This is a genomic window from Fulvimarina fulva, assembly GCF_039652615.1.
Taxonomy (GTDB): domain Bacteria; phylum Pseudomonadota; class Alphaproteobacteria; order Rhizobiales; family Rhizobiaceae; genus Fulvimarina.
This window is the reverse complement of the sequence record NZ_JBDJAC010000003.1, coordinates 99,413-125,077: the sequence shown is the minus strand read 5'-3', so window position 1 is coordinate 125,077 and position 25,665 is coordinate 99,413. Positions and strand designations below refer to the sequence as shown.

At 62.9% G+C, this 25,665-nt stretch carries 24 protein-coding genes and 1 tRNA gene; 13 read left to right on the top strand and 12 right to left on the bottom strand.

The features are described from left to right. The first annotated feature begins 14 nt into the window (after nucleotides 1-14). Nucleotides 15-1,160 (top strand): alpha-hydroxy acid oxidase, encoded by a 1,146-nt coding sequence (locus ABDX79_RS06160; protein ID WP_346219398.1) that lies wholly within the window; start codon nucleotides 15-17, stop codon nucleotides 1,158-1,160. A 42-nt stretch (nucleotides 1,161-1,202) separates the two neighbouring features. Here ABDX79_RS06160 and doeB read toward each other — a convergent pair whose 3' ends face one another. Genes doeB through ABDX79_RS06135 form a run of 5 tightly spaced genes read right to left on the bottom strand, consistent with a single transcriptional unit; the run spans nucleotide 1,203 to nucleotide 6,200 of the window. Further along, entirely contained in the window at nucleotides 1,203-2,207 is a 1,005-nt protein-coding gene (doeB, locus tag ABDX79_RS06155; RefSeq protein WP_346219576.1) for a N(2)-acetyl-L-2,4-diaminobutanoate deacetylase DoeB, read from the bottom strand. Nucleotides 2,208-2,222: 15 nt separating this feature from the next. Then, on the bottom strand, nucleotides 2,223-3,401 hold the full coding sequence (doeA, locus tag ABDX79_RS06150; RefSeq protein ID WP_346219397.1) for an ectoine hydrolase DoeA: 1,179 nt from the start codon (nucleotides 3,399-3,401) through the stop codon (nucleotides 2,223-2,225). Between the two features lie 27 nt (nucleotides 3,402-3,428). Continuing rightward, nucleotides 3,429-4,421, bottom strand: coding sequence for an ectoine utilization protein EutC (eutC, locus tag ABDX79_RS06145; RefSeq protein ID WP_346219396.1), 993 nt, complete (start codon nucleotides 4,419-4,421; stop codon nucleotides 3,429-3,431). Beyond that, nucleotides 4,421-5,407, bottom strand: coding sequence for a hydroxyectoine utilization dehydratase EutB (gene eutB / locus ABDX79_RS06140; protein WP_346219395.1), 987 nt, complete (start codon nucleotides 5,405-5,407; stop codon nucleotides 4,421-4,423). The genes eutC and eutB overlap by 1 nt, the downstream gene beginning before the upstream one ends. Before the next feature lie 4 nt (nucleotides 5,408-5,411). After that, a complete protein-coding gene (locus ABDX79_RS06135) occupies nucleotides 5,412-6,200 on the bottom strand; it encodes a maleate cis-trans isomerase family protein (protein WP_346219394.1) in 789 nt (262 codons plus the stop codon). Between the two features lie 577 nt (nucleotides 6,201-6,777). On the opposite strand from ABDX79_RS06135, the gene ABDX79_RS06130 reads away from it, so the two are divergent. From ABDX79_RS06130 to ABDX79_RS06105, 6 genes are all read left to right on the top strand, one after another. Continuing rightward, nucleotides 6,778-7,920 (top strand): TRAP transporter substrate-binding protein, encoded by a 1,143-nt coding sequence (locus ABDX79_RS06130; RefSeq protein WP_346219393.1) that lies wholly within the window; start codon nucleotides 6,778-6,780, stop codon nucleotides 7,918-7,920. 170 nt (nucleotides 7,921-8,090) lie between these two features. Beyond that, complete coding sequence (locus ABDX79_RS06125) at nucleotides 8,091-8,747, top strand: TRAP transporter small permease (RefSeq protein WP_346219392.1); 657 nt, start codon at nucleotides 8,091-8,093, stop codon at nucleotides 8,745-8,747. A gap of 49 nt (nucleotides 8,748-8,796) precedes the next feature. Continuing rightward, nucleotides 8,797-10,074: a TRAP transporter large permease gene (locus tag ABDX79_RS06120; protein WP_346219391.1), complete on the top strand. Its 1,278-nt coding sequence runs from the start codon at nucleotides 8,797-8,799 to the stop codon at nucleotides 10,072-10,074. Between the two features lie 33 nt (nucleotides 10,075-10,107). After that, nucleotides 10,108-10,554 (top strand): universal stress protein, encoded by a 447-nt coding sequence (locus ABDX79_RS06115; protein ID WP_346219390.1) that lies wholly within the window; start codon nucleotides 10,108-10,110, stop codon nucleotides 10,552-10,554. 108 nt (nucleotides 10,555-10,662) lie between these two features. Next, nucleotides 10,663-11,160 (top strand): Lrp/AsnC family transcriptional regulator, encoded by a 498-nt coding sequence (locus tag ABDX79_RS06110; RefSeq protein ID WP_346219389.1) that lies wholly within the window; start codon nucleotides 10,663-10,665, stop codon nucleotides 11,158-11,160. Nucleotides 11,161-11,362: 202 nt separating this feature from the next. After that, nucleotides 11,363-12,736, top strand: coding sequence for an aspartate aminotransferase family protein (locus tag ABDX79_RS06105; protein ID WP_346219388.1), 1,374 nt, complete (start codon nucleotides 11,363-11,365; stop codon nucleotides 12,734-12,736). A 182-nt stretch (nucleotides 12,737-12,918) separates the two neighbouring features. On the opposite strand, the gene ABDX79_RS06100 is transcribed toward ABDX79_RS06105, so the two are convergent. Both ABDX79_RS06100 and ABDX79_RS06095 read right to left on the bottom strand, forming a co-directional pair. Next, a tRNA-Val gene (locus ABDX79_RS06100) sits at nucleotides 12,919-12,993 on the bottom strand. Nucleotides 12,994-13,130: 137 nt separating this feature from the next. After that, entirely contained in the window at nucleotides 13,131-13,754 is a 624-nt protein-coding gene (locus ABDX79_RS06095; protein WP_346219387.1) for a DUF922 domain-containing Zn-dependent protease, read from the bottom strand. A gap of 188 nt (nucleotides 13,755-13,942) precedes the next feature. Between ABDX79_RS06095 and folP the strand changes: the two genes are divergently transcribed. The 3 genes from folP to ABDX79_RS06080 all read left to right on the top strand — a co-directional run bounded on the left by folP (nucleotide 13,943) and on the right by ABDX79_RS06080 (nucleotide 15,894). Continuing rightward, nucleotides 13,943-14,803, top strand: a complete 861-nt coding sequence (gene folP / locus ABDX79_RS06090; protein WP_346219386.1) for a dihydropteroate synthase — start codon at nucleotides 13,943-13,945, stop codon at nucleotides 14,801-14,803. Next, entirely contained in the window at nucleotides 14,800-15,306 is a 507-nt protein-coding gene (folK, locus tag ABDX79_RS06085; RefSeq protein ID WP_346219385.1) for a 2-amino-4-hydroxy-6-hydroxymethyldihydropteridine diphosphokinase, read from the top strand. Before folP ends, folK begins: the two co-directional genes overlap by 4 nt. 102 nt (nucleotides 15,307-15,408) lie before the next feature. Then, complete coding sequence (locus tag ABDX79_RS06080) at nucleotides 15,409-15,894, top strand: Lrp/AsnC family transcriptional regulator (protein WP_346219384.1); 486 nt, start codon at nucleotides 15,409-15,411, stop codon at nucleotides 15,892-15,894. 15 nt (nucleotides 15,895-15,909) lie between these two features. Here the strand turns inward: ABDX79_RS06080 and pgsA are convergent, their stop codons facing one another. Next, a complete protein-coding gene (gene pgsA / locus ABDX79_RS06075; protein WP_346219383.1) occupies nucleotides 15,910-16,491 on the bottom strand; it encodes a CDP-diacylglycerol--glycerol-3-phosphate 3-phosphatidyltransferase in 582 nt (193 codons plus the stop codon). A 135-nt stretch (nucleotides 16,492-16,626) separates the two neighbouring features. Continuing rightward, complete coding sequence (gene uvrC, locus ABDX79_RS06070; protein WP_463671126.1) at nucleotides 16,627-18,678, bottom strand: excinuclease ABC subunit UvrC; 2,052 nt, start codon at nucleotides 18,676-18,678, stop codon at nucleotides 16,627-16,629. Between the two features lie 378 nt (nucleotides 18,679-19,056). Here uvrC and ABDX79_RS06065 point away from each other — a divergent pair, with 378 nt between their 5' ends. Beyond that, entirely contained in the window at nucleotides 19,057-19,728 is a 672-nt protein-coding gene (locus tag ABDX79_RS06065; protein ID WP_346219381.1) for an outer membrane protein, read from the top strand. Between the two features lie 36 nt (nucleotides 19,729-19,764). On the opposite strand, the gene ABDX79_RS06060 is transcribed toward ABDX79_RS06065, so the two are convergent. Both ABDX79_RS06060 and ABDX79_RS06055 read right to left on the bottom strand, forming a co-directional pair. After that, a complete protein-coding gene (locus ABDX79_RS06060; protein WP_346219380.1) occupies nucleotides 19,765-20,751 on the bottom strand; it encodes a CHAD domain-containing protein in 987 nt (328 codons plus the stop codon). Beyond that, complete coding sequence (locus tag ABDX79_RS06055; RefSeq protein WP_346219379.1) at nucleotides 20,748-21,224, bottom strand: CYTH domain-containing protein; 477 nt, start codon at nucleotides 21,222-21,224, stop codon at nucleotides 20,748-20,750. The genes ABDX79_RS06060 and ABDX79_RS06055 overlap by 4 nt, the downstream gene beginning before the upstream one ends. A 133-nt stretch (nucleotides 21,225-21,357) precedes the next feature. Between ABDX79_RS06055 and lepA the strand changes: the two genes are divergently transcribed. After that, complete coding sequence (gene lepA, locus ABDX79_RS06050) at nucleotides 21,358-23,169, top strand: translation elongation factor 4 (protein WP_463671119.1); 1,812 nt, start codon at nucleotides 21,358-21,360, stop codon at nucleotides 23,167-23,169. A gap of 18 nt (nucleotides 23,170-23,187) precedes the next feature. Here lepA and ABDX79_RS06045 read toward each other — a convergent pair whose 3' ends face one another. Next, the gene (locus ABDX79_RS06045) at nucleotides 23,188-24,102 is read right to left on the bottom strand and encodes a LysR family transcriptional regulator (protein ID WP_346219377.1); all 915 of its coding nucleotides are present in this window, start codon (nucleotides 24,100-24,102) and stop codon (nucleotides 23,188-23,190) included. A 170-nt stretch (nucleotides 24,103-24,272) separates the two neighbouring features. On the opposite strand from ABDX79_RS06045, the gene hglS reads away from it, so the two are divergent. Next, entirely contained in the window at nucleotides 24,273-25,652 is a 1,380-nt protein-coding gene (gene hglS / locus ABDX79_RS06040) for a 2-oxoadipate dioxygenase/decarboxylase HglS (RefSeq protein WP_346219376.1), read from the top strand. Nucleotides 25,653-25,665: the final 13 nt, after the last annotated feature.

Below are 25,665 nucleotides of genomic sequence, written 5' to 3'. Positions count from 1 at the left end.
AGGCCAGCTTTCACATGCGCCTCACCGACTGTCACAACTTCGATGATTTCCGGAAACTGGCAAAACGCCGGCTGCCCGGCCCGATCTTCAACTATATCGATGGAGCGGCCGACGACGAGACCACCTATCGGCGCAACACGGCGGCCTTCGAGACCGTGGATCTCGTTCCGAACATCCTGCGCGGCGTCGCCGATGTGGATATCTCGGTCACTGTCCTCGGCCAGAAGCTCGACCTGCCGGTCTATTGTTCGCCAACAGCGCTTCAACGGCTCTTCCATCATGAAGGAGAGCGGGCCGTGGGGGCTGCGGCCGAAAAATTCGGCACCATGTTCGGCGTTTCTTCCCTTGGTACGGTGAGCCTCGAAGAACTGCGCAGGAAGCATTCGAACCCGCAGGTCTACCAGTTCTACTTCCACAAGGATCGCGGTCTCAACCGCGCCATGATGGAGCGGGCCAAGGAAGCCGGCGTCGAGGTGATGATGCTGACGGTGGATTCCATCACCGGCGGCAATCGCGAGCGCGACAAGCGCACGGGCTTTTCCATCCCCTTCCGCCTCAACGCGAAGGGCATCGCCCAGTTCGCCATCAAGCCGGCCTGGGCGATCAACTATCTCACCCATGAGAGCTTCTCGCTGCCGCAGCTCGACGAGCATGTGAACATGGGGGGCGGCACCGCCTCGATCGGTCAGTATTTCACTGAAATGCTCGACCCTTCCATGACTTGGGACGATGTAGCCGAAATGGTCGAGTTCTGGGGCGGCACCTTCTGCATGAAAGGCGTCATGGCTCCGGAAGACGCGGTCCGCGCCGCCGAAATCGGCTGCAAGGGTGTGGTCATCTCAAACCATGGGGGACGCCAGCTCGATGGCTCTCGCGCCTCCTTCGACCAGCTCGAGGAGATCGTTCAGGCGACGGGCGACAAGCTCGACGTGATCCTCGATTCCGGCGTCACGCGGGGCACCCATGTCCTGAAGGCACTGGCCCTTGGCGCAAAGGCCGTTGGGCTCGGCCGTTACTACCTCTTTCCGCTCGCCGCAGCCGGCCAACCCGGTGTCGAGCGGGCTCTTGGCCTCATGCGGGACGAACTCGTCCGCGACATGCGCCTGATGGGCTGCACGCGGATCGACGAGCTCACGCGGGACAAACTGCGTTCGCGTTGATGCGGGCGTAGCTGGCAGCGGACGCCGCATCCGGGCATTGCCTCAGCTTTCGAGAACGCCCAGCACCGCGATGCAGTCGCCGGCCCTGACAAGGCCGGGGAAATGACGGGCGGCCAGAACTCCGTCCATCTTGGCCCAGAACTCGAACGGCTCCGCCCCGGTCCTGTCGATCGGCCAGGCCCTTGCGATCGGCTGGCGCTCCGTTACCGGGTCGCCGAGATCGACAAGCGGTTCGATCATCCCGTCGAATTCGGAGAAGGTGAAACACCGATCGTCCGGCATATCCAGCCATTGGGTGGGGCGCTGTTCGATCTCGCCCTGAAGAATGCCGGCATGGCGCAGGAGATTGACGACGCCGCGCTTGGCGATCTCCACGCTGCGCGCCGTTGTCGAGCCGCCGCCGCCAAGTTCGGTGGTGACGAACACCTTGCCCATTTCTTCGGCGGTCGTGTCGAGCATGCCGACGGCATCGATCTCCAGCATCCGCACCGAATAGGGAGCGCCGAATGCCCTGACCGCCTCGAAGCAGGCGTCTTCCTGGCGCTTGTCGTCAAGAATATGGGCGGCGGCGAAAGGCAGAAAGTCCAGCGTCCTGCCGCCCGAATGGAAGTCCAGCACGATATCGGCGAGCGGCAGAAGATGGCGCGTCACGTAATCGGCGATCTTCTCCGTCGGATTGCCGTAGGGCCGGCCCGGGAAGGAGCGGTTGAGATTGCCCCTGTCGATCGGCGAAGTGCGGGTGCCCGCCCTGAACGCCGGATAGTTCAGCGCTGGTACGATGACGACGCGGCCCGAGACCTCCCCGGCGGTGAGGCGCTGGGCGAGATCGAAGAGCGCGATCGGCCCCTCGTATTCGTCGCCGTGATTCCCGCCCGTCAGAAGCGCGGTCGGCCCTTCGCCGTTCTTCACCACCGTGATCGGCGTCAGGATCGATCCCCATGCGCTGTCGTCACGGCTGTAGGGCAGGCGCAGGAAACCGTGCTGGACGCCGTCCTTGTCGTAGTCGACGGTCGCGACAATGGCGGAGGGAGGAAGAGTTTCGGTCATGTCCATTGCTGGGGATCAATTCTTCACGATGAGCTTGCGGGGAACATCCGCCAGAAGCTCGTAGCCGGTTTCGGTGATGGCGAGGCTTTCGGTGATTTCGAGCCCCATGTCCTCCAGCCAGAGCGCGGTCATGAAGTGGAACGTCATGCCGGGTTTCAGCTCGGTGGTATCGCCAGGGCGAAGGCTCATGGTGCGCTCGCCCCAGTCGGGCGGATAGGAAAGACCGATCGGATAGCCCGTGCGGCTGTCCTTGTGGATGCCGTGGGTCTTCAGAACCGCAAAATAGGCGTTGGCGATATCCTCGCAGGTATTGCCGGGTTTGGCGGCCTCAAGGCCGGCCTCCATGCCTTCCAGCGTCGCCTTTTCCGCCGTGATGAAGGTCTGGGGCGGCGTGCCGAGAAAAACCGTCCGCGACAGTGGGCAGTGATAGCGGCGATAGGTGCCCGCGATCTCGAAGAACGTGCCTTCGCCGGACTTCATGGGCTTGTCGTCCCAGGTGAGATGGGGGGCGACGGCATCGGGCCCGGAGGGCAGCATGGGCACGATCGCCGGATAGTCGCCGCCGTGCTCTTCGGTTCCCCTGATCCCCACATCGTAGATGTCGGCGACGAGATCGCATTTGCGCATGCCGGGCTCCATCACCTCGGCGATCCGCTCGTGCATTTTGCTCACGATTTTGCCGGCGATGCGCATATAGTCGAGCTCGGTCGCGCTCTTCACCGCCCGCTGCCAGTTGACGAGGCCCGTCGCATCGCGGAACGAGGCGTTCGGAAGGCCCGTCTGCATCACCGCGAATGCCTTGGCCGAGAAATAGTAGTTGTCCGCCTCGACGCCGATCACGCCCTTGTCGAGACCGCGTGCGGTGATGATCGCCGACAGCACCTCCATGGGATGGCGCTCGGTCGATTGGACGTAATGATCCTCGTAGCCCTCGATATTGGCGTGGTCGAGATAAGCAGTGCGCCTCGCGCCATTGGCATCCATCGCGCGGCCGAACCAGATCGGCTCGCCTTCGGGCGGCACGATCACCCCCTGATGCACGTAGAACGACCAGCCGTCATAGCCGGTGAGCCAGGCCATGTTGGAAGGGTCGGTGACATAGAGCGTGTCGATGCCGCGCGCTTCCATCGCTTTTCGGGTCTTGGCGAGGCGCTCGGCATATTCGTCGCGCGAAAAGAAGAGATTGGGTTTCATGGAGTAAAATCCCTCGTGATGACGAAATCAGCTGACGAAGATGGTGCCGCCACCGCTCGCGGTAAGGCGGTCATGGGCAAGGGTTGCGATGGCTGTGTCCTGAACGCCGGTGCCGGTGAGGTCGCAAAGCGTGATCTGGTCGGCTCTGGTGCGGCCTTCCACGGTTCCGGCGATGATCGCGCCAAGTTCGGTAAGGGCCGCGTCGGGCGCGATGAGCCCGGCCGCGATGGCGTGGTGCAGTTCGCCGAGCCGGCGGGTCTGGGCAAGGCTGTCGGCGACGTAGAGATCGGCGCGGGCAGTTGCTGCGGGCTCGATCTCGTTCTTATGCTCGGCGTCGGAGCCCATCGCCGTCACATGCTGTCCCGCCTCCAGCCAGTCGGCCATGAGGATCGGCGTTTCGGAAGGCGTCGTCGTGACGACGATATCTGCACCACTGACGGCCGCGCGCCCGTTTGGGACGGCGGTTACCGCGATGCCAAGTGCTTGCGACGCCTCCCGCGCCATGGCTTCGGCCTTTGCCGGATCGCGCGACCATATGCGGGCCTCGCGGATCGGACGAACGAGCATCAGGGCTTCGAGCTGCAGTCGCGCCTGAACGCCGGCGCCGAGGATTGCGGCAATGCCTGCATCCGTCCGGCTGAGATGCTTCGCGGCGACCGCGCCGGCCGCCGCCGTGCGGATATCTGTCAGATAGCCATTGTCGAAGAAGACGGCCTGAACCAGTCCCGTGGTCGAGGACATCAGCATCATCAGGCCGTTGACGCTTGGCAGGCCAAGCTTTGGATTGTCGAAAAAGCCGGGGCTGACTTTCATCGCGAAGCCCGGAAGACCGGGGACATAGGCGGTCTTCACATCCACCTCGCCGCGATGTTCGGGAATGTCGAGGCGCAGGATCGGCGGCATGCGGACCGGCTTCGTCGCCAGCGCCAGGAAAGCCGCCTCGATCGTGTCGACACCATGGTGATCGAGCTTGACGAGGCCGCGCAGCTCGGCCTCGGTCACGATGCGAATATCCGGCATCAGGCAGCCTCCTCCAATCCGTTCGCGCCGTTGAGGATGGCGCAGTGGACCGCCATGTCGATGCTGCGTCCGGTGAGAAGCGCAAGGGTCGGCCCCGTGGGCTTCAGCTTTCCGGCGAGGATCGCTGCGATGCCGACGGCGGCACCGCCCTCGATCACCTCGCGCTCCTTGAAGTAGGCGTGGCGAATGCCCTCGGCGATTTCGGCTTCGGTGAGGAGAATGACCTCGTCCACCAGCGCGCGGACCATTTCGAAAGTCACGTGATTGTCGAGATTGATGCCGCCGCCAAGGGAATCGGCAAGGGTCGGCAGCTCCTCGACTTCCACCGGATAGCCGGCCTTCAGGCTCGCCTCCATGGCCGCGCCGCGCTCCATCGAAATGCCGACGATCCGCGCCTCTGGCCGCCTCGCTTTCACCGCCGCCGCGATGCCGGCGATGAGACCGCCGCCCGAAAGCGGCACGAGGACCGTCTCCACATCCGGCACGTCCTCAAGAATTTCGAGGCCGATCGTGCCCTGGCCGGCGACGATTTTCGGGTGGTCGAAAGGCGGGACCGACACCATGCCCTCTTCGCGGATCAGGCGTTCCACCTCGACCTGCGCATCGTCCTGGCTCCGGCCGATGATCCTGATCTCGGCTCCAAGCGCCGCGATCGCATCGAGCTTCACCTGGGGCACCATGTTCGACATGCAGACCACGCAGCGAACGCCCGCCTCTCTCGCGGCATGGGCAAGCCCCCGGCCGTGATTGCCGGTGGAGGTCGCGACGACGCCCCGGGCGCGCTCCTCCGTGCTGAGGGAAAGGACGGCGTTGGTGGCGCCGCGAAGCTTGAACGCGCCGGTGATCTGGCGGTGCTCGTGTTTCAGATAGACCGGTTGACGCGCCTGCTCGGTGAGGCTCTCGCTGAGGTCCACCGGCGTGCGGCGCACATGGCCCGCGATGCGGCGCGCTGCGTCCTCGATATCGGCAATCTCGACCTTTGCCATGCAATCAGGCTCCCGCATGGGCGTTCGCGGCCCTATCGTGCCGGCGCATCAGGCGTCCAGCGGAGAGCGGCGCGGAGGCGGTGCCGCAAGCCCTTGCGGCTGCCCAGATCGCCGCCTGATTGCTGGTCACGACGGGCTTGCCGATCCGCTCTTCGATCGCATCGACGACTTCGATCGATCGAAGTGCCGTGCAGGATATGAAGAGGGCTTGCGATTTGGGGGCGTCGGCCTCGACCGCCGCCTCGATGATACTGGCAAGGGAAAGCCTCGCCATCTCGGTATCGTCCGCGATATCAAGGGCGGTCAGCCGATCGACGTCAAAGCCGTGATCTTCGAAATAGCCGGCAAACGATGCACTGACGGCCGGACTATAGGGGGTCAACATGCTGATGCGCTGTGCCCCGAGTTCGTTCAGCGCGTGCCTGACGGCAAGCGGCGGCGTGATGACCGGAACCTTCCGACCTGCGCTCCAGATGGCCGCTTCCACCGCATCATCCCCGATCAGGACGCTCGCCGCCGTGCAGGAAAAGGCGATCGCGTCGAGGCGCTCGCCCGGAAGGATGAGGGAAGCGGCCTCGCCGAGGAGCGGCGCCATTGCGGAGAGGCTTTCGGGCGTGACAGGATTGGTGAAAGCGATCCGGTTGACGAAGGTCTCGATCCCGCTCCCCGACAGATGCCGCGCATAGTCGCGCTCGCTGGTGAGGTCGGTCGCAAGCGCGATCAGCGCGAGGCGCTTGGTGGTGTCTTCGTCGAAGCGAAGAACGGCGCTGGCGGCGTGGGTCGGTTCCGTCATGTCATCCACCCTCTCATCGCTATGCCCGTCCGAAGGTTGGCGGGACGGTTCGCGTTCATCCATCGCATTGATGTGGCAGTCAGCTCCCGGCAGCCCATGATCGACCGCGCGCATCTCTTCCAACCATCAAACTCGCCCGGCGTCTGATGAAATAAAATGCAGCAGATAAATATGGCGGATTAGTCGCCATCGGCGCGCTGTGGCAGGTGTTCCGTCTTTTGATCATGGCCCGGAAGGACGTTTCTTCGCCTCCGGTCCGAATCGCGAGATATTAAGCAAAGATGCGATGAGGCGGTTTTTGCGGCGAGTTGTTCTGGACAGGATCGAGGCGCCAATCGCTTGTCTTTCAAGCATTATCGGCGATGATCCAAAATGACCGACGTGTTCGCAGTGCACCAAATGCGTGCGTTTCGGCTTCTTTCAGCGAGCGGCCGATGCGATGTGCAAAAGGTTGTTACAGGAGGGTCCGGCTTGCTCTCCCCCCAGCTTTCGGTACGCTTAGGGAGAACTTGTCGGATCCGGGCGATCATCAGCAAGATCGTCTGGACTTATTGAAACGATCCAAGGAGCCCATTTCATGAGCCACCTTTTCCGCACGACCCGGCGCGCCCTCCTCGCCACCGCGATGGCAACGACCGCAACGCTCGCCCTTTCGGCTGGCAGCGCTTCGGCAGACGAATGGAAATACGCGATCGAGGAAGCCCTCGACGAGGTTCAGGGCGTCTACGCGCAGAAATTCAAGGAATATGTCGAGGCCAATTCCGACCATACGGTTTCCATCTTTCCGTTCGGCACGCTCGGCGAATCCGCCGACACGACGGAGCTTGCCCAGATGGGCGCGATCCAGTTCGTCGATCTGTCGCCGGGCTTCACCGGCAGCCTGATCCCCGAGCTGCAGGTCTTCCTCCTGCCCTATACCCTGCCTGAGGATCCGGCGGTTCTCGCAGATTTCTACAAGACGTCGAAGACGATCAACGAGGATCTTGCCGCGCTCTACGAGGACCAGTCGCTGCATCTTATCGACATGTTCCCCGAGGGCGAAGTCGTGATGACGACAAAGGAACCGGTGACGGCTCCCGAGGATCTGAACGGCGTGAAGTTCCGCGTGATGACGACGCCGTTGCTCGTCGAGACCTATGAGGCTTTCGGCGCGACGCCGACACCGCTGCCCTGGGGCGAGGTCTTCAGCGCCCTGCAGCTGAACATGATCCAGGGCCAGGAAAACCCGATGTTCTTCGTGGAATCGACGAAGATGTACGAGGTGACCGACCACATCACCTTCACCGGCCACAACACGTTCACGACGGCGGTCGCGGCGAACAAGTCGTTCTATGACGGCCTGTCCGACGAGGACAAGGCGATGGTGAAGAAGGCCGCCGATCAGGCCTACGACTACATCATCGACTATCAGGACGGGCTTCAGGACAAGGCACTCGCAAAGATCAAGGAGGCCAAGCCCTCGATCACGGTCACGACCCTGACCGATGAACAGCGTCAGCCATTCCGTGAAGCCGCCAAGAAGGTTCGGGAAAGCTATGCCGAGATGACCGGCGAAAGCGGCCAGAAGGTGCTCGACGGCTTCGAGGCCGACATCGAGGCCTCCAAGGAGCGCGTCGGCGGTGGCTCGGGCTCGGGCGCCGATAACGGCACGGCGGGTGACGCGGCCGAGGCTTCGCAAGAGCCGGCAAGCTCTGAAGCCGAGAAGACCGGCACCAACTGATCGTCTCACCGGGCCCGCAGCAAGCAGAACGCTTCGCTGCGGCCGGCTTCGACTTCAATCTTGAGTTGGCCGCCTCGCGCGGCCGGTCAGCCATCCGCACAGGGAAGAGGCGGGCAGCGCGTTAATCGACGTTCCTTTCCTCCGGCGCATCTATCGAAAGTTTGACGCCCATGAGCGATCCCCGTCGACAGTCAGCCGAAGAGAACGAAGCCAAGGAACCCCGCTCTTCCGAAACCGGCGTGACGACGACAGCCAAGGCCGACCAGACGTCGCCGGGCTTTTCGGGAGTGCTCAGGCCCATCGGCCTCTTCGACAAGGGCTTGGCGATCTTCGAGGCGGTTGTCCTCGCCTTCGGGACGCTGCTTCTGGCGGGCGTCTCCGTCGCCAATGTCATCGGGCGGTTCCTGTTCGGACAAAGCCTTTATTTTGCGGAAGAACTCAGCCAGTTCCTCGTGATCCTCATCACCTTCGCCGGGATCGGTTACGCCGCTCGCCATGGTCGGCACATCCGCATGTCGGCGCTTTACGACGAGCTGCCCGATGCCGGGCGCAAGGCTCTCATGATCGTCATCGCGCTGGTGACGGCGGCGATCATGTTCGTCCTCGCCTGGTACTCCTACTTCTACGTCCTCAGCGTCTATGAGACGGGGCGCATCTCGCCGGTGACCCGCATTCCGGTCTTTCTGACCCTGGTCTGGCTGCCGCTCGGCTTCGTCATCACGGGCATCCAGTATGTGCTGACGGCGATTGCGAACGTCACCCGGCCCGACGTCTATCTCTCCGTTTCGGTGATCGACACCTATGACGAAACGGAGACTCAGGTTTGAGCGCGGGTGTGTCCTATCCTTCCGGACTGATCGATTTGGAGGCGCGCTGATGGCGACCGCGATGATCATCACCATGGTCGTGCTTCTGCTTGCCGGCTTTCCCATGATGGTCCCGCTGATCGCGGCGACCCTGATCGGCTTCTTTATCTATCTGCCGATCGGCCCGGAAATCATGATCCAGCAGATGCTGGCGGGTATTCGCCCCTCCGCGCTCATCGCGGTGCCGATGTTCATTCTGGCCGCCGACATCATTACAAAGGGCAAGTCGGCCGACCGGCTGATCGACATGGTCATGCGCTTCGTCGGCCATGTGCGCGGCGGTCTCGGCATCGCGACGGCGGCGAGCTGCACGCTGTTCGGCGCGGTCTCCGGCTCGACCCAGGCGACCGTGGTCGCGATCGGTGGCCCCTTGCGGCCGCGCATGCTGAAGTCGGGTTATGGCGACAGCTTCACGCTCGCGCTTATCGTCAATTCCTCCGACATCGCCATGCTGATCCCGCCCTCGATCGCAATGATCATCTACGGCGTCGTCTCCGGCACCTCGATTTCGGAGCTCTTCATCGCCGGTGTCGGTCCCGGCCTCCTGATCCTTCTCCTGTTTTCGGCCTATGCGTATATCTACGCCCGCAAGAACGACATTCCGACCGAGCCGAAGGCGTCCTGGCGCGAGCGCATGCAAGCGGTGGTCGCAGCGATCTGGCCGCTCGGCTTTCCGGTTATCGTGGTCGGCGGAATCTATGGCGGCATCTTCTCGCCGACCGAGGCGGCATCGGTCTGCGTCGGCTATGCACTGATCCTCGAAATGATCATCTTCCGGTCGCTGAAGGTGACCGACATCTACGAGATCGCGAAATCGACAGGTCTCATCACCGCCGTCGTCTTCATTCTGGTTGCCGCCGGCGCAGGCTTTTCCTGGGTCATCTCCTTCGAGCGCATCCCCCAGGCGATCATCGGAACACTGGGTCTTGCCGAAGCCGGCCCATATACGGTTCTCGCCGCCATCTCGATCGCCTTCTTCGTCGGCTGCATGTTTGTCGATCCGATCGTCGTGATCCTCGTCCTGACGCCGATCTTCGCGCCGCTGGTCTCCGGGCTTGGTCTCGATCCGGTGCTGGTCGGCACGATCATTACGCTCCAGGTCGCGATCGGCTCGGCGACGCCGCCCTTCGGTTGCGACATCTTCACGGCGATCGCGATCTTCAAACGCCCCTATTGGGAGGTGATCCGAGGAACGCCGATCTTCATCCTGATCCTGTTGTGCGTCAGCGCGCTTCTGATCGTGTTTCCGCAGATCGCACTCTTCCCCCGCGATCTCGCCTTCCGCTGATCCGTTGCAACCGAGTCTCGAAAGGCATCGCACATGTACAAGACGATCCTCGTTCCCGTGGATGGGTCAGCAATGGCGGAAAAGGCCCTCGATACCGGCATCGGCCTTGCTTCGACCTTCGGCTCGAGCCTCGTCGTCCTCTGCGTCTACCGCCATCATTCGCCCCTCGAAGCGTCCTTCTCCATGGTGCGCGCGGACAAGAACGCTCCGAACCGGCCGGATGACGCGCTCAAGACCCATGCGAGCGATATTGCCGCCCATGCCAAGATGCGGGCACAGGAGGCCGGCGTCGCGGATGCCTATGGCTATGCCAAGCGCGGCCAGCCATCACGGGCGATCGTTGAATTTGCCAAGGAACACGGCGCAGATCTCATCGTCATGGGCGCACGCGGAACCGGCGATATCGAGGGTTTTCTGCTTGGTTCGGTGTCCCACAAGGTTTCCTCGCTGGCATCGATCCCCTGCATGATCGTGCGGTGAACCGGTCCCGTCACCGTCTCGATGGGAAAGTGAGCAAAGATCGGTGGACGCGGGCTCGGGCAAACGGCTAGTGAGACTGAGCAAACTCGCCAGTCCGGAACCGCCTTCATGGCCGCAGGCCGCCTCAAACTCGACGATCGCGACATCAAGATCCTTTCGATCCTGCAGTCGGAAGGACGGATATCAAAAGCTGCGCTCGCCGAGCGCGTGAACCTTTCTCCGACGCCCTGCTGGGAACGGCTGAAGCGCCTTGAGGACAGCGGCATCATCGAAGGCTACGGCGCGACGATCGCGACCAGTGCCTATGGGCCGATCGCGGTGCTCTTCGTCATGATCGAGATCGAGAATCATCGCACCGAGGACTTCGCCGCGTTCGAGACTGCGATCGAGACCGTTCCCGAGATCGTCGAATGCTGGTCGATCTCCGGCGGGTTCGACTATCTCTGCAAGTTCGTCACCCGCGATCTGAGCGCCTATCAGAGCGTCATCGACGGGCTTCTTTCGAACGGCGCGGGCGTCAAGCGCTATTTCACCTACGCCTCCATGAAGCCGGTGAAACGAACGGCAATCCCGCTTGACATGATCGAGGATGGCCGGGCGGGCTGAACTGCGTCCGCTTCTCGCAGTGGTCGAACGCGACAGAGAGGCTTCCTCCCTCGCACCGCCTCCTGACAGAAACTTCCTCGGCAGCTTGAGGAGACTATGGCCGATGCTTCTTTGCCCGGCACGATAAGATAAGCGAGCCGAACCGGCGACAGGGCTTCGAGCCCATCGCCGATCCTCATGTCTTGAATGCTGAAGGTTCCCCATGCTCGACCAGTCGAACGAACGCACCGCTTATGATCGCGATCATTTCTTCCACCCGTCGACGCATATGGGCACCCATGCCAGGGGCGAGAGCCCGACGCGGGTGATGACGGGAGCCGAGGGCGTCCGCATCACCGATTCAGAGGGCAACACCCATATCGACGCGTTTGCCGGGCTTTACTGCGTAAATGTCGGTTATGGCCGTACGGAAATCGCCGACGCCATCGGCAAGCAGGCGCGCGATCTCGCCTATTACCACGCCTATGTCGGCCACGGTACGGACGCTTCGATCGAACTGTCGAAGATGATCATCGACCGGGCGCCGGACCATATGAGCCGGGTCTATTACGGGCTATCGGGGTCTGATGCGAACGAGACCAATATCAAGCTGATCTGGTTCTACAACAACGCGCTCGGCCGGCCCGAGAAGAAGAAGATCATCTCGCGCTGGCGCGGCTATCACGGCTCCGGCGTCATGACCGGCTCGCTTACCGGGCTGCACCTTTTCCACAACGCGTTCGACCTGCCGCGCGCGCCGATCCTCCACACGCTCGCGCCCTATTATTTCCGGCGCGAGGACCGCTCCATGAGCGAGGAGCAGTTTTCGCAGCATTGCGCGAATGAGCTGGAAAAGATGATCCTCGAGGAGGGACCTGAGACGGTCGCCGCCTTCATCGGCGAGCCGCTGCTCGGCACCGGCGGCATCGTGCCGCCGCCGGCCGGCTACTGGGCCAAGATCCAGGCGGTACTCGATAAATACGATGTCCTGCTCGTCGCCGACGAAGTGGTAACCGGGTTCGGCCGCACCGGCTCGATGTTCGGCTCGGAGCATTACGGCATGAAGCCGGACCTCATCACCATCGCGAAGGGCCTGACCTCGGCCTATGCGCCGCTTTCCGGCTCGATCGTCTCGAAGCGCATGTGGGAGGGGCTCGTTCAGGGCGTCGACGATCTGGGCGCCTTCGGCCATGGCTGGACCTATTCGGCCCATCCGATCTGTGCCGCGGCAGGTGTCGCGAACCTCAAGCTGATCGACGAGCTCGATCTGCTTGCCAATGTCCGCGAGGTCGGCGCGCATTTCCGCAAAGGTCTGTCCGACGCGCTCGCCGGCCATGCCCATGTGGGCGAAGTGCGCGGCGAGGGCATGATCGCGGCGATCGAGTTCGTGGAGGACAAGGACGATCGCAAGTTCTTCGATCCATCGCGCAAGATCGGCCCGCAGATCGCGGCGGCTCTCTTCGAGCGCGGCGTTGTGGGCCGCGCGATGCCCGAGGGAGACATTCTGGGCTTCGCGCCGCCATTCTGCCTGACGAAGGAAGACGCGGACGTCATCGTTGCGAAGACGGCAGAGGCGGTCACTCACGTTCTGGGGTAGCGCTGGCCCGAATGATGCCGATGGGCCGGGTGGCGGGATCGTCGCCAACCGGCCTGTCGGTCTGTAGGCCGATAGACGGTTTCTGACGGTATCGATCCGGGCTTCGGGCCGTGAAACTATCGCGACAAACGCGCGATACTTTGCGGCGCCTCGGAAAAATACACTATTATCAAGAAAATGAATGGTGGGCGCGACAGGGATCGAACCTGTGACCCCCTCGGTGTGAACGAGGTGCTCTCCCGCTGAGCTACGCGCCCTTTGACCGCTCCATAGGGGTTTCGCGATTTTCGCGCAAGAGCCTGCGTGATCTTCCGTTCGCAGGATCGCGATCGGCATCGGGGAAGCCGATCGCCTGCGCAAAATGGTCTGCCATCTCCAGTTTGCGCAAAAGGAGCTATTGCTGTGCGCTGTAGAGGGATCGATAGAGGGCCCTGCGAAGCCGCAGATCCACTTCACGACCTTCGATGAGGTCGAACTCCTGCTGGGCACGTTCGTGCTCGCGCAGATATCGGGACATCACGGTGTTGGCCATCGCCTCCATCTGCCGGCATGTCCGTTCGGGCCGCAGGTTCTTCAAGGCACTTTCCAGCCGTTTCAGATAGGAAATCGCGATCTCGCTATGGCGCTTTTCATGTCGGCTGATATCGGCGGCCAAGGTCCGCCAGACAAGTGTCGTGTGCGGATCCACCCGCTTCGGCCTGTACCATTTGGGAAGCATGGTCTTCAGCCTCAGCTTGATATCGGTCTTGTCGACCGCGCAGCCGCCATTCACCCGTTTGTAGCTTACGTGGCCGTCGAACTGGACGGAGGTCGCGCCGGGATGGCGCTGACCCGAGCCGGGAAGGACAGGGCCACCCTTTGAGAGGCTACGATCGAGCTCTGAGAGCGTGTCGCCGTGAACCGCGAAGAATTGCGTCGACTCGCTGATCTGCCCGGCCAAGGACGATTGGGACGACATCGCGGAGACAGCGCCGGCCGCCATGCAGATGGCCAATGCCCGAACAAGACGCCTGGTCATCGTTCTCGAACCTCCCAAGGGTTGCGCTCCGTCAAATGCTATGCCGCTAAGGCTTCGATAACAACGGAAAAATGGTGAGAGGTTCGGCGAAGCGTTAAGAACGTGGCGCCGGCCATGGGCAGATTGCTCCATCGGCCATGACGGTCTAAGCCGTTCGTGAAGACAAAGACGGCCATGAGGTTAGAAGAATGCAGGTGATCGACCCGAGGGGAGGGCGCTGGCAAGTCGGTCATGGCCGGCACATCGATCTCGGCGAACGCGCCTGTATCATGGGCGTTCTCAACGCGACGCCGGACAGTTTTTCCGATGGCGGACGCTATGCCAGCGTCGAGGCGGCCGTCGCCGAGTCCCTCAGGATGGTCGAACAGGGGGCGACCATCATCGATATCGGCGGCGAATCCACCCGGCCCGGCGCAACGCCAGTCGATGCGAGCGAAGAACAAAGCCGCATCATGCCGGTGATCGAAGAACTGGCGCGCCGTTCGGACTGCATCATCTCGGTCGACACCTATCGCTCCGAGACGGCGCGCCTCGCCGTCGAAGCCGGCGCTCACATCGTCAACGATGTCTGGGGCGCCCAGAAGGACCCGGAGATCGCGAAGGTGGCGGCAGAGACCGGCGCCGGGCTCTGCCTCATGCATACGGGCCGTGAGCGCGACCGGCTGGAGGACGTCATCGAGGATCAGTTCCTCTTCCTCAAACGCTCACTCGAAATTGCCGAGGAGGCCGGCGTTCCGCGCGAGGCGATCGTGCTCGATCCGGGCTTCGGCTTCGAAAAGGACGGCGCGGAAAACATGGTCCTGATGGCGCGCTTCGACGAAGTCCTGCCGCTGGGCTATCCGGTTCTCGTCGGAACGAGCCGCAAGCGCTTCGTGCGCACCGATCCCGAAGGCCGTCTGCCCAATCCCGACTATGCAACGGCCGCGACGAGCGCGCTTCTGCGCGAGCGGGGCGCCGACATCTTCCGCGTCCATGATGTGGCGATCAATCGCGATGCGCTGTTCATCGCCGATGCCATGCGCCGGGCCATGAAGGGCGAGCGCTGGTGAGCGCGGCGAACGCGATCATCGCGCTCGGCGGCAATGTGGGCGATGTCCCGGCGGCGATGGCTTTGGCCCTGAGGGCGTTCGATGCCCGGGAAGACCTGCGCATTCTTGGCGTTTCGAAACTCTATTCGACACCGCCTTGGGGCAAGACCGACCAGCCGGACTTCATCAATGCCTGCGCGCTCGTGGAAACCGGGCTCGACCCTTTGGCGCTTCTCGACCTCTGTCTTGAGACCGAACGCGTTCACGGGCGCGAGCGCGGGGAGCGATGGGGACCGCGCACACTCGATCTTGACGTGATCGATTACGATCGCCGCACCATTTCGGATGCGCGGCTGGAGCTTCCCCATCCGCGCGCGAAGGACCGCGCCTTCGTGCTTCGCCCGCTCGCCGATCTCGACCCGGACTTTGCTATTCATGGCGAGACCGCACGTCAGCGCCTTGCGGTTCTTGCCGGCGACGGTATCCGGCCGATCAGCGAGGACGGCGACTGGTGGCGTCGGTGATGGGACGGGGAAGGTCCGCCATACGCCTATCGCGCGGCACCGGGCTTCTATATTGAGACACAGGTGGCGAAATAACCCGCAAATCCGCTTCACGAGGCACGCATGGACCGGCTCGACAAGAAAATCCTGAGGCTTTTGCAGGCCGATTCGACGCTCGCTGTCGCCGATGTCGCCAAGCGGGTGGGACTGTCGACGACGCCGTGCTGGCGTCGCATCCAGAAGCTGGAGGAAGAAGGCGTGATCCAGCGCCGGGTCGCGATCCTCGATCCGGAAAAGGTCAATACGCGGGTCACGGTCTTCGTCTCGATCCGGACCAATTCGCACTCCACGGAGTGGCTCAAGCGGTTTTCCGAGGTCATCACGACCTTTCCGGAGGTCATCGAATTCTACCGGATGAGCGGCGACGTCGACTATCTCCTGCGCGTCGTCGTGCCGGATATCGCCGCCTATGACGCCTTCTACAAACGGCTGATCGAGAAGATCGAGATCCGCGACGTCTCGTCCGCCTTCGCCATGGAGCGCATCAAATCGACCACCGAATTGCCGCTCGACTACATGGTCTTCGACAAGGAGACCCGGGACGTGTGATCCCTCCTGTCGGCCTCAATCCTCGATGTGGCGCAGGCCGGCGCGGAAATAGTCGTAGCCGGTGATGAGGGTGATAAGGGCTGCGACCCAGAGAAGAACGATGCCGACTTCCGTGACGTTGGGGATCAGCTTGTCGCCCGCCGGCCCGGCAAGCAGGATGCCGATCGACACCATCTGAAAGGTCGTCTTCCATTTGGCGAGGCGCGTGACCGGCACGGAAACCTTCAGTTCGGCGAGATATTCGCGAAGGCCCGAGACGAGGATTTCGCGGCAGAGGATCACGATCGCCGCCCACAGGCTCCAGCCGGCAATCGTGCCCTCGGCGGCAAGCAGCAGCAGAACGGCGGCGATGAGCAGCTTGTCGGCGATCGGGTCGAGCATGCGCCCGATGGTTGATGTCTGCTTCCAGGCACGCGCGAGATAGCCGTCGAAATAGTCGGTGATCGACGCGGCGACGAAGATGCCCAGCGCTGTCCAGCGGGCATAGTCGGGACTCTTCAGCGAGCCTTCCACGAAAAAGCAAACAACGACCAGCGGCACGCAGACGATGCGCGCATAGGTCAGGAGATTCGGCAGGCTGTATGTGGTCGACGACATGGAGCGAACGGAACTTGTCCTCAGTACGGGCGGCCCGGCTTCAGGTAGTCTCTCTCAAAGCCGTTGAAAGGCTTGCGGTCAACCATTGCCAAAAGATTAGGTCGGATCGTATGGCTGCCTTAGGGGTCGGCAAGGTCAGCCATTGTCGTGAAAATGGTCGTAGACGAGCTTTGCGATCGCCTCGGATATGCCGTCGACCGCGCGCAAATCCGGCAGGCCGGCACGCGAAACCGCCTTGGCCGTGCCGAAATGCTGGAGGAGGGCGCGCTTGCGGGTCGGGCCGATGCCGGCGATCTCGTCCAGCGGGTTCTTGATCATCTCCTTCTTGCGCTTGGCGCGATGGGTCCCGATGGCGAAGCGATGGGCTTCGTCGCGCAGGCGTTGCACGAAGTAGAGAACCGGATCGCGCGGCGGCAGCGAAAAATCCTTCGAGCCCTGGATGAAGCGCTCCCGGCCGGCCTCGCGGTCTACGCCCTTGGCGACGCCGATCGTCGTCACCTTGTCGGCGAGCCCCAGCTCTTCGAGGATCGAGCGCACGGCCGACATCTGCCCCTTGCCGCCGTCGATGAGGACAAGGTCCGGCCATGCGGGGAAGGGGGCATCGCCGAGCTCCTCGGTCTCGTCGGCGTCCGCGTCCGGTGCGGGCTGAGGATTCGCCCCCGGCATCTCGTCCGCATGATCCTTGAGGAGGCGCGAGAAACGCCGGGTCATGACCTCCTTCATCATGCCGAAGTCGTCGCCCGGCGTGATCTCGGTGCTCTTGATGTTGAACTTGCGGTACTGGTTCTTCACGAAGCCTTCCGGTCCCGCGACGATCATCGCGCCCACCGCGTTCGTGCCCATGATGTGCGAGTTGTCGAAGACCTCGATCCGGCGCGGTGTCCTGTCGAGGGAGAAGGTCTCCCGCAACCCCTCCAGAAGGCGGGCTTGAGACGAGGTCTCTGCGAGCTTGCGCCCGAGCGCTTCCCTGGCGTTGGAGGCGGCGTGGTCGAGAAGATCGCGCTTTGCCCCGCGCGTCGGGATTTCGATCTTGACCTTTCGCTCGGCCTTGACGGCGAGCGCCTCGGCAAGAAGCGCCTCGTCATTGAGCTTGACCGGCGAGAGGATCAGCCGTGGCGCGGGCTTGTCGTCGTAGAACTGGGCGATGAAGGCGCCGAGCACGGCGTCGGGTTCGAGGCTTGGATCGGCCTTGGGGAAATAGGCGCGATTGCCCCAGTTCTGGCCCGTGCGGAAGAAGAAGACCTGAACACAGGTCAGCCCGCCCTCCTGATGGATCGCGAAGACATCGGCCTCCTCGACACCGGACGGATTGATCCCCTGATGGCTCGACACATGGGAGAGCGCGGCGAGGCGGTCGCGGAAGAGAGCGGCGCGCTCGAAGTCGAGATCGTCTGAGGCGACCGTCATCTGTTCCGCCATCGCTTCCTTCACCTGACCCGAGCGGCCGGAGAGAAAGCCCTTCGCCTGCTTGACGAGGGAGCGGTAATCCTCTTCGGAAATCTCGCCGGTACAGGGGCCGGCGCAGCGCTTGATCTGGTGGAGGAGGCAGGGGCGCGAGCGGCTTTCGAAGACCGAATCGGTGCAGGTGCGCAGAAGAAACGCCCGCTGCAGCGAGTTGATCGTCCGGTCCACCGCGCCGGCGGACGCAAACGGGCCGAAGAACGAGCCCTTCCGGTTGCGTGCGCCGCGATGCTTGACGATCGCCGGCGCCTGATGATCGTCGGTGACGAGAATATAGGGAAACGACTTGTCGTCCCGCATCAAGACGTTGAAGCGGGGTTTCAGACGCTTGATGAGATTGGCTTCGAGGAGCAGCGCCTCGGTTTCGGTGCGGGTGGTGACGAACTCCATCTGCCGGGTCAGCCGGATCATCCGCGCGATCCGCTGGGTGTGGCCGCCGAGCCGCGCATAGTTTGCGACGCGCTTCTTGAGCGAGCGCGCCTTGCCGACATAGAGGACGTCGCCGGTTGCACCGAACATGCGATAGACGCCGGGCTGGTTCGGCAGCTGCTTGACCAGCGCCGCGATCAGCTCCGCGCCTTCGAGGTCTCCGCTGTCGCTCTTTGCATCGGCCCAGTCGATCTCGGCGAGGAGGGCCGCCGCCCCCTCGCTGACGGGCGCGTCCTCGCTCTCCGCCAGTTCGGGTTCTCCGGTTTCATCCTCGAGATCGAAGTCGGTATCGGGCATGTCGTCCTTGTCGAACTGGCGTGGTGTGAGACCGCGTCCGGAATGGCGGGAGTAGCGCTGCGGGCGGGAACGGGAGCGGATGCGACGCGTGGCGGTCACCTTCGATTCACACGGCTATATAAGCGATCGCGGTCGATTTGTTCAGTGGCGGCGGGTGAGGGCACGGCGAGCGCCGCCGCTTCGTTCTCTCTCGGTTTGTTTGAGGTGGCGCCGTATGTTGTGCATCGGCCACAGTCGTAATCAATGTTGGATTGTGGCAGAAATGTGCTTGATTTGCCTCTTGGGGTCTGGTGCCCGGCGCGCCAGATAAGACAGGCCGAGACATGGCATTCGAAAGATCCCATGGGGTTCGATCCCATCAAACGGAGGCTCAAGGCCTTGCGATTGAAGACCACGACGGTTCTGGCGAGTCTTGCCCTGGCATCGCCGGCGGTGACCGTTCCCGCCCATGCGCAGGATGCAAGCGGAGAGCGCGCCTTTCCCACCGAGCGGATACCCGATGTCGCGCCACCAATCGCCATCTGGTCGGGACCTTATGCGGGCACCTTCGTCGGCTACAACGTGTCCCACTTCGACGATCTGCGCGGCGCCTCGATCACGGGTGAGGGCGTTTCCGGCGGTGCCTATGCCGGCTTCAACCTTCAGGATGGCGCACTCGTCTATGGTGTCGAAGGCGATATTGGCGGCGCGGGTTTCGATGCGACGCGCCGAAATGCGCTCGGCAAGCTCGATCTTTCGGGCGAAAGCAATGTCTTTGGCTCGTTGCGCGGCCGGGTGGGCGTCAATGTCGATCCGTTTCTCGTCTACGGCACGGGCGGTCTTGCCATCGCCGAGACCGAGCTGAGCCTTGGCGGCGTTTCCGACAGCGAGACCAGTGTCGGTTATACGCTCGGCGCGGGCGTCGAGGCGAGGATCACCGACTCGGTCAGCACGCGGCTGGAATATCGCTATTCCGACTTCGGCTCCTCCGATTACGATCTCGGCCGGACCAGCGTCTCCTCAGGCTTCGATGAGCATTCGGTCCGGGCCGGCGTCAGCCTCAATTTCTGACCGCGACCGATTGCGGCGTGCGCAATGGCGGACGGATTACGCTTCCGCCACACGCAGTGCTGCGGCCGGCTCCATCGGCGGCAAGGCAGAAGAGCGAGCCGAACGTTGGGCTGCAAGCCGGTAGAGCCGCCTGATCCGCGCCGCGATCGCGTCCGGCTTTTCAGCCAGCAGAATTGCTGCCGCGTCAAGACCCCGTTCGCGCAGTTCGGCCTGACGCCGATCGATGAGCGCCAGGACGATCGAGAGATTGCTTTTCCCGCCGAAGCCCTCGGGATCGCCCTCCATCTCGGCGCGCATCACCGCCAGATCGTGATCGTCCCCGAGATCGTCGGCGATCTGCTTCGCCAAATCGACGGCTGGCGCAAATCCTTCGGGCCAGAGCGCTTTCAGAAGGCGCAGATGCATCCAGTGGTATTTCACACGCTTGCGCAGCTCGTGAAGATCCTCCGCATCGCGGGACGCGCGGGCAACCTCCAGGGCTTCGCGGGCCCGGCCATAGGTTTTTTCGAGCCCGGCCGCTGCAATCCTGGCATCCCGTTTCGGTTTGGGTTTCGCGCTATCGAAGCGGCATCGACGGAACGCTTTTCTCGCCTCGCCCAGCGCCTTGAGCGTCTCCTCGATCATGCGCGGCGCATCCTTCGCTCCGCTTTCGATCTCGGTGTCCCGGTCGGCGATCAGCTTTGCTTTCACCGGCTCGAACGCATCCGTGACCAGCTCGTCTGCGAACCGTTCTTCCAGCTTGTCCATCGCCTCGACGAGGGCGGCCTTGTCGCGCATGCCGGAAAGGCGCTTGGCCGTATCGCGAAAGAGAGCGTTCTGCGTCTGGTAGAACTCTTCCAACTCCGGCCGGATGAGCCGGATCAGCCCGCGCAGCTTCTTCATGCGCTTGCGCGCATCGTGGATCGCCTCATGGGGTTCGTCGCTCGTCTCGCGAAGCGATTCCTGCGCCTTGCCGATCTGCTCCTCGGCGATCCGCTGGACTTCGGCTCCGAGATGTTTGGCCGGATCGATCGCGTAACTCATGATCTGTCGCCTTTCGTCGGCAATCCGTTCAGGGCCATACGGGCGTTCGTATAGGCCGGATCTTCTGTCACCTCCCGTCCCAGATAGGCTGGTAACGTGACCTCGTGATCTTTCGTCGGCAATTCGATCTCGGCGAGGATAAAGCCGTCGAGCGCGCCGGAAAAGACATCGACTTCCACGGTCAGTTCGCCGAGCGACACCCTGAAGCGGGTCTTTTCGATCACCGCGCCTACCCGCGCCTCCCGCAGCGTTTCAGCCTCTTTTATCGGAACATCGATTTCGAATTCGCCGCGCGCGATGCCGGTGCCGGTCTTCACCGTCAGCCGCGCGTTCGTGCCGTCCTTGATTCTGATGCGCGCCGTCCGGTCCTCGGCGATAAACAGATAGAACTGCTCGATGGCCACACCCTCGTCTGCCGCTTCGCGCCAGGCGTCACTTTCGACCAGAAATTTTCGTTCGATTTCTTGAGCCATGTTCGAAGATGCGCCTGCCTAAGCGGTGGTTCCCTGTGATCGTGCCAAAAAGTGCTTACAGCGCGGCAATTTCCGCTTCGATCCCCGCTTCCATAAAATTGCGCAAACTTCTATATCGGGCGCCATGAGCACAATGCCCGCCAATACGCCGCTTTCGCGCATCCGCAATTTTTCGATCGTCGCCCATATTGACCATGGGAAATCGACGCTCGCCGACCGTCTGATTCAGAACACAGGTGGTCTCGAAGTCCGTGACATGAAAGAGCAAGTGCTCGACAACATGGATATCGAGCGCGAGCGCGGGATCACGATCAAGGCGCAGACCGTTCGTCTGCACTACACCGCGAAGGATGGGGAGACCTATGTCCTCAACCTGATCGACACGCCAGGCCATGTGGACTTCGCCTACGAGGTCTCGCGCAGCTTGGCCGCCTGCGACGGCGCGCTTCTGGTGGTGGACGCGGCCCAAGGCGTCGAGGCGCAGACACTCGCCAACGTCTATCTCGCGCTCGACAACGATCTCGAGATCGTTCCCGTCCTCAACAAGATCGACCTTCCGGCCGCCGAGCCGGACAAGGTGAAGGAGCAGATCGAGGACGTGATCGGCCTCGATGCATCCGATGCGGTGATGATCTCCGCCAAGTCCGGCCTCGGGATCGAGGATGTGCTGGAAGCGATCGTCAAGCGTCTGCCGTCGCCCCAGGAGGGCGATCGCAGCGCGCCGCTGAAGGCGATGCTGGTCGATTCCTGGTACGATGTCTATCTCGGCGTCGTGGTTCTCGTTCGCATCATCGATGGCGAGCTGAAAAAGGGCCAGCAGATCCGCATGATGGGCACCGACGCGAAATATCCGGTGGACAGGGTCGGCGTCTTTACCCCAAAGATGGTGCTGGTCGACGCGCTCGGGCCCGGCGAAATCGGCTTCATCACGGCCTCGATCAAGGAAGTGGCTGATACCCGCGTCGGTGATACCATCACCGAGGAAAAGCGCCCCACCGCCAAGATGCTGCCGGGCTTCAAGCCGGCCCAGCCGGTCGTGTTCTGCGGCCTCTTTCCGGTGGATGCTGCGGATTTCGACGATCTGCGCGCCGCCATGGGCAAGCTGCGGCTGAACGATGCCTCGTTCAGCTACGAGATGGAATCCTCCGCTGCCCTTGGTTTCGGCTTTCGTTGCGGCTTCCTCGGGCTTTTGCACCTCGAAATCGTTCAGGAGCGGCTCAGCCGTGAGTTCGATCTCGATCTCATCGCGACGGCGCCCTCGGTTGTCTATGACATCGTCTTGACGAATGGCGAGACGACCCAGCTCCACAACCCGGCCGACATGCCCGAAGTGGTCAAGATCGACCATGTGAACGAGCCGTGGATCACCGCCAATATCCTGACTCCCGACGATTATCTCGGGCCGATCCTGCAGCTTTGCCAGGAACGGCGCGGCATCCAGACGGGCCTGTCCTATGTGGGTAAGCGGGCGATGGTGTCCTATGAGCTGCCGCTCAATGAGGTCGTGTTCGACTTTTATGACCGTCTGAAATCGATCTCGAAGGGCTATGCCTCCTTCGACTATCAGATGGCGGAGTACCGCGAGGGCGACCTCGTGAAGATGAGCATTCTGGTGAATGCCGAGCCGGTGGATGCGCTTTCCATGCTGGTCCACCGCACCCAGGCCGAAAAGCGCGGCCGGGCCATGTGCGAGAAGCTTAAGGAGCTCATCCCCAACCACCTGTTCAAGATCCCGATCCAGGCCGCCATCGGCGGCAAGGTGATCGCCCGCGAAACCATTTCGGCGCTGCGCAAGGACGTGACGGCCAAGTGTTATGGCGGCGATGCCACGCGCAAACGCAAACTTCTGGAAAAGCAGAAGGAAGGCAAAAAGCGCATGCGCCAGTTCGGCAAGGTGGAGATCCCGCAGGAAGCCTTCATCGCCGCGCTGAAGATGGACAGCTGATACCGTATCCGGCTGATTTCAGCCGGACTGCCTGTGCGATGCGAGCGGGCGGAAGCTGACCTGGGTGAGCAGCCAGGCGCGAAACGCGTCGACGGCGGCGCCGCGTCCATCGGGCGTTACGATGTAATAGGCCTGTTCGGTCGAATGGGGCGAGTCGAGGACGACCTTGAGGTCGCCGGACGCCAGTTCCGCTTCGATGAGATAGCGCGGCAGAAGCGCGTAGCCGAGGCCGGATTTGGCCGCCTCGATCGTCAGGGAAAACTGGTCGAACCAGTGTCCGTTCATCGAGGACGACGTCTTCACCCCCATGGCCGTGAACCAGTCGGGCCAGAGCGTCTGGCGTTCGCTCAAGTGCAGCTTCGGCGCGTCCAGCAGGTCGTTAGCGCCGCTCAAGACCCGTTTCGCCAAGGCGCCGCCAACGACCGGAAGAACGATCTCGCTGCACAGATAGGTGCAGGTCGCGCCCGGCCAGTTGGGCTGACCGTAATGGATCGCGAGATCGCACTGAACCTTCGAAAAATCGAAGATGTCCCGCCGTGTCGTGAGATCGAAGGACGTCGTGGGATGGTCCGCGATGAACTTCGGCAGACGCGGCATGAGCCAGCGCATGGCGAAGGTCGGAAGGGCGTTGATGGCGAGAACCTCCGTGCCGGGACCGCCCGCCCGTGCATGGCGCATGGTCGTTTCGGCCATGCTCAGGAGGCGCTCGATCTCCCTCAGGAACCGCTCGCCCTCGCGCGTGACGACGACCTTTCCGGGAACCCGGTCGAAGAGTTCGACGCCGATCTGCGCCTCGAGTTCGCGGACCTGACGGCTGACGGCGCTCTGCGTCAGGGACAGCTCGTCGGCAGCGCGGGTGAAATTGCCGTGGCGTGCCGCGCATTCGAAGGTCTGCAGCATCCTCATGTCCGGCAGATTGCGGCGTTCGAGCATGATCGTCCCGTGTCTTTTTGTCCGAATGCCACTCCTAGCAGCTGTGTTTGAAAACGTCGCGGCCGATCACCATGCGCTGGCGGAATGGGGGTAGTCGCATCGTTCGCTGGCGTCGGCGCTCAGCGCCGCTAGAGTTGTCGCCACGCTGAACAGCCAAGGGATCAGATGCCATGACAGATCATCACGTTTCCCCCGACGAGATCCGCGCCCGCTTCGCCCGCGCCATGTCGGATATGTATCGCGCCGAGGTTCCGGCCTACGGAACGCTCGTCAGCCTTGTCGAGACGGTGAATGCGGAAACGCTTGCCGCCGACCCGGCCGAGAAGGCGCGGCTCGCGGCAACGGACAATCTCGACCGCATCAACGAGGAGCGCCACGGGGCGATCCGGCTCGGCACGGCGGCCGAGCTTGCCACGATGCGCCGGCTTTTTGCCGTCATGGGCATGTTTCCCGTCGGCTATTACGACCTGTCGGTCGCGGGCGTGCCGGTGCATTCGACCGCGTTCCGCCCGGTCGATCCTGCCTCGCTCTCTGCGAACCCGTTCCGGGTCTTCACCTCGCTTCTGAGACTCGACCTCATCGAGGATGAAGCGCTTCGCGCCGAGGCGGCCGAAGTGCTGGACGCGCGCCAGATCTTCACCCGTGGCTGTCTCGCGCTCATCGAAAAGGCCGAGCAGGCGGACGGCCTCGATGAGGCTGACGCAGAGGCCTTCGTCACCGAGGCGCTCGAAACCTTCCGCTGGCATGAAGAGGCCAATGTCACCGCCGCCCTCTATCGCCGGCTGCACGACGCCCACCGGCTCGTCGCCGATGTGGTCGCCTTCAAGGGCCCGCATATCAACCACCTGACGCCCCGGACCCTCGACATCGATACGGTGCAGGATCGGATGCCCGGGGAGGGGATTGCGCCCAAGGCCGTGATCGAGGGACCGCCCTCGCGGCGCGTGCCGATCCTGTTGCGGCAGACCTCGTTCAAGGCGCTGGAAGAACCGGTCGCCTTTCTGGAAGACGAGGACGCGCAAGGTCGCCATACCGCCCGTTTCGGCGAGATCGAACAACGCGGGCTGGCGCTGACGCCCAAGGGCCAGGCGCTCTACGACCGGCTTTTGGGCGAGGCCCGCGCCCGCGTCACGCCCGCGGCCGATGGCTCCAACGCCCGTGAATACATGGCGGTGCTGGACGAGGTCTTCGCCGAATTCCCTGACGATCTCGATAGTTTGCGGACGGAGGGGCTGGGCTATTTCCGCTATGCCCCGACCGGCGAGACCGCCAATATCGATATCGGGGAGAGCGCGGCCGATCTCGTTGCGGCCGGCGTCCTGCGCGCCGATCCGATCGTCTATGAAGACTTCCTGCCTGTCTCGGCAGCGGGCATCTTCCAGTCGAATCTCGGCGATGGCGCGTCGCGCGCCTTCTCCGCCAATCCGAACCGCGAGCGGTTCGAAGCCGATCTCGGCGCCCCCGTCGCCGATCTTCACCAGCTCTATGCCGAAGCCGAAGCCGCTTCGCTGGCCCGCGCGCGCACCAAGCTGTCGCGCAAGGCCGCCTGAACCGAATACCGAA

What these genes read in the sequence shown, in the direction of transcription:
- ABDX79_RS06115 (WP_346219390.1), top strand. Translation starts at nt 10,108, where the DNA reads ATGTACAAGACGATCCTCGTTCCCGTGGATGGGTCAGCAATGGCGGAA.
- doeA (WP_346219397.1), bottom strand. Translation starts at nt 3,401, where the DNA reads ATGAAACCCAATCTCTTCTTTTCGCGCGACGAATATGCCGAGCGCCTC.
- ABDX79_RS06120 (WP_346219391.1), top strand. Translation starts at nt 8,797, where the DNA reads ATGGCGACCGCGATGATCATCACCATGGTCGTGCTTCTGCTTGCCGGC.
- ABDX79_RS06135 (WP_346219394.1), bottom strand. Translation starts at nt 6,200, where the DNA reads ATGACGGAACCGACCCACGCCGCCAGCGCCGTTCTTCGCTTCGACGAA.
- doeB (WP_346219576.1), bottom strand. Translation starts at nt 2,207, where the DNA reads ATGACCGAAACTCTTCCTCCCTCCGCCATTGTCGCGACCGTCGACTAC.
- ABDX79_RS06095 (WP_346219387.1), bottom strand. Translation starts at nt 13,754, where the DNA reads ATGACCAGGCGTCTTGTTCGGGCATTGGCCATCTGCATGGCGGCCGGC.
- ABDX79_RS06045 (WP_346219377.1), bottom strand. Translation starts at nt 24,102, where the DNA reads ATGCTCGAACGCCGCAATCTGCCGGACATGAGGATGCTGCAGACCTTC.
- ABDX79_RS06160 (WP_346219398.1), top strand. Translation starts at nt 15, where the DNA reads ATGCGCCTCACCGACTGTCACAACTTCGATGATTTCCGGAAACTGGCA.
- ABDX79_RS06130 (WP_346219393.1), top strand. Translation starts at nt 6,778, where the DNA reads ATGAGCCACCTTTTCCGCACGACCCGGCGCGCCCTCCTCGCCACCGCG.
- hglS (WP_346219376.1), top strand. Translation starts at nt 24,273, where the DNA reads ATGACAGATCATCACGTTTCCCCCGACGAGATCCGCGCCCGCTTCGCC.
- lepA (WP_463671119.1), top strand. Translation starts at nt 21,358, where the DNA reads ATGCCCGCCAATACGCCGCTTTCGCGCATCCGCAATTTTTCGATCGTC.
- folP (WP_346219386.1), top strand. Translation starts at nt 13,943, where the DNA reads ATGCAGGTGATCGACCCGAGGGGAGGGCGCTGGCAAGTCGGTCATGGC.
- ABDX79_RS06125 (WP_346219392.1), top strand. Translation starts at nt 8,091, where the DNA reads ATGAGCGATCCCCGTCGACAGTCAGCCGAAGAGAACGAAGCCAAGGAA.
- ABDX79_RS06110 (WP_346219389.1), top strand. Translation starts at nt 10,663, where the DNA reads ATGGCCGCAGGCCGCCTCAAACTCGACGATCGCGACATCAAGATCCTT.
- ABDX79_RS06105 (WP_346219388.1), top strand. Translation starts at nt 11,363, where the DNA reads ATGCTCGACCAGTCGAACGAACGCACCGCTTATGATCGCGATCATTTC.
- pgsA (WP_346219383.1), bottom strand. Translation starts at nt 16,491, where the DNA reads ATGTCGTCGACCACATACAGCCTGCCGAATCTCCTGACCTATGCGCGC.
- uvrC (WP_463671126.1), bottom strand. Translation starts at nt 18,678, where the DNA reads ATGCCCGATACCGACTTCGATCTCGAGGATGAAACCGGAGAACCCGAA.
- ABDX79_RS06060 (WP_346219380.1), bottom strand. Translation starts at nt 20,751, where the DNA reads ATGAGTTACGCGATCGATCCGGCCAAACATCTCGGAGCCGAAGTCCAG.
- ABDX79_RS06080 (WP_346219384.1), top strand. Translation starts at nt 15,409, where the DNA reads ATGGACCGGCTCGACAAGAAAATCCTGAGGCTTTTGCAGGCCGATTCG.
- eutB (WP_346219395.1), bottom strand. Translation starts at nt 5,407, where the DNA reads ATGGCAAAGGTCGAGATTGCCGATATCGAGGACGCAGCGCGCCGCATC.
- ABDX79_RS06055 (WP_346219379.1), bottom strand. Translation starts at nt 21,224, where the DNA reads ATGGCTCAAGAAATCGAACGAAAATTTCTGGTCGAAAGTGACGCCTGG.
- eutC (WP_346219396.1), bottom strand. Translation starts at nt 4,421, where the DNA reads ATGCCGGATATTCGCATCGTGACCGAGGCCGAGCTGCGCGGCCTCGTC.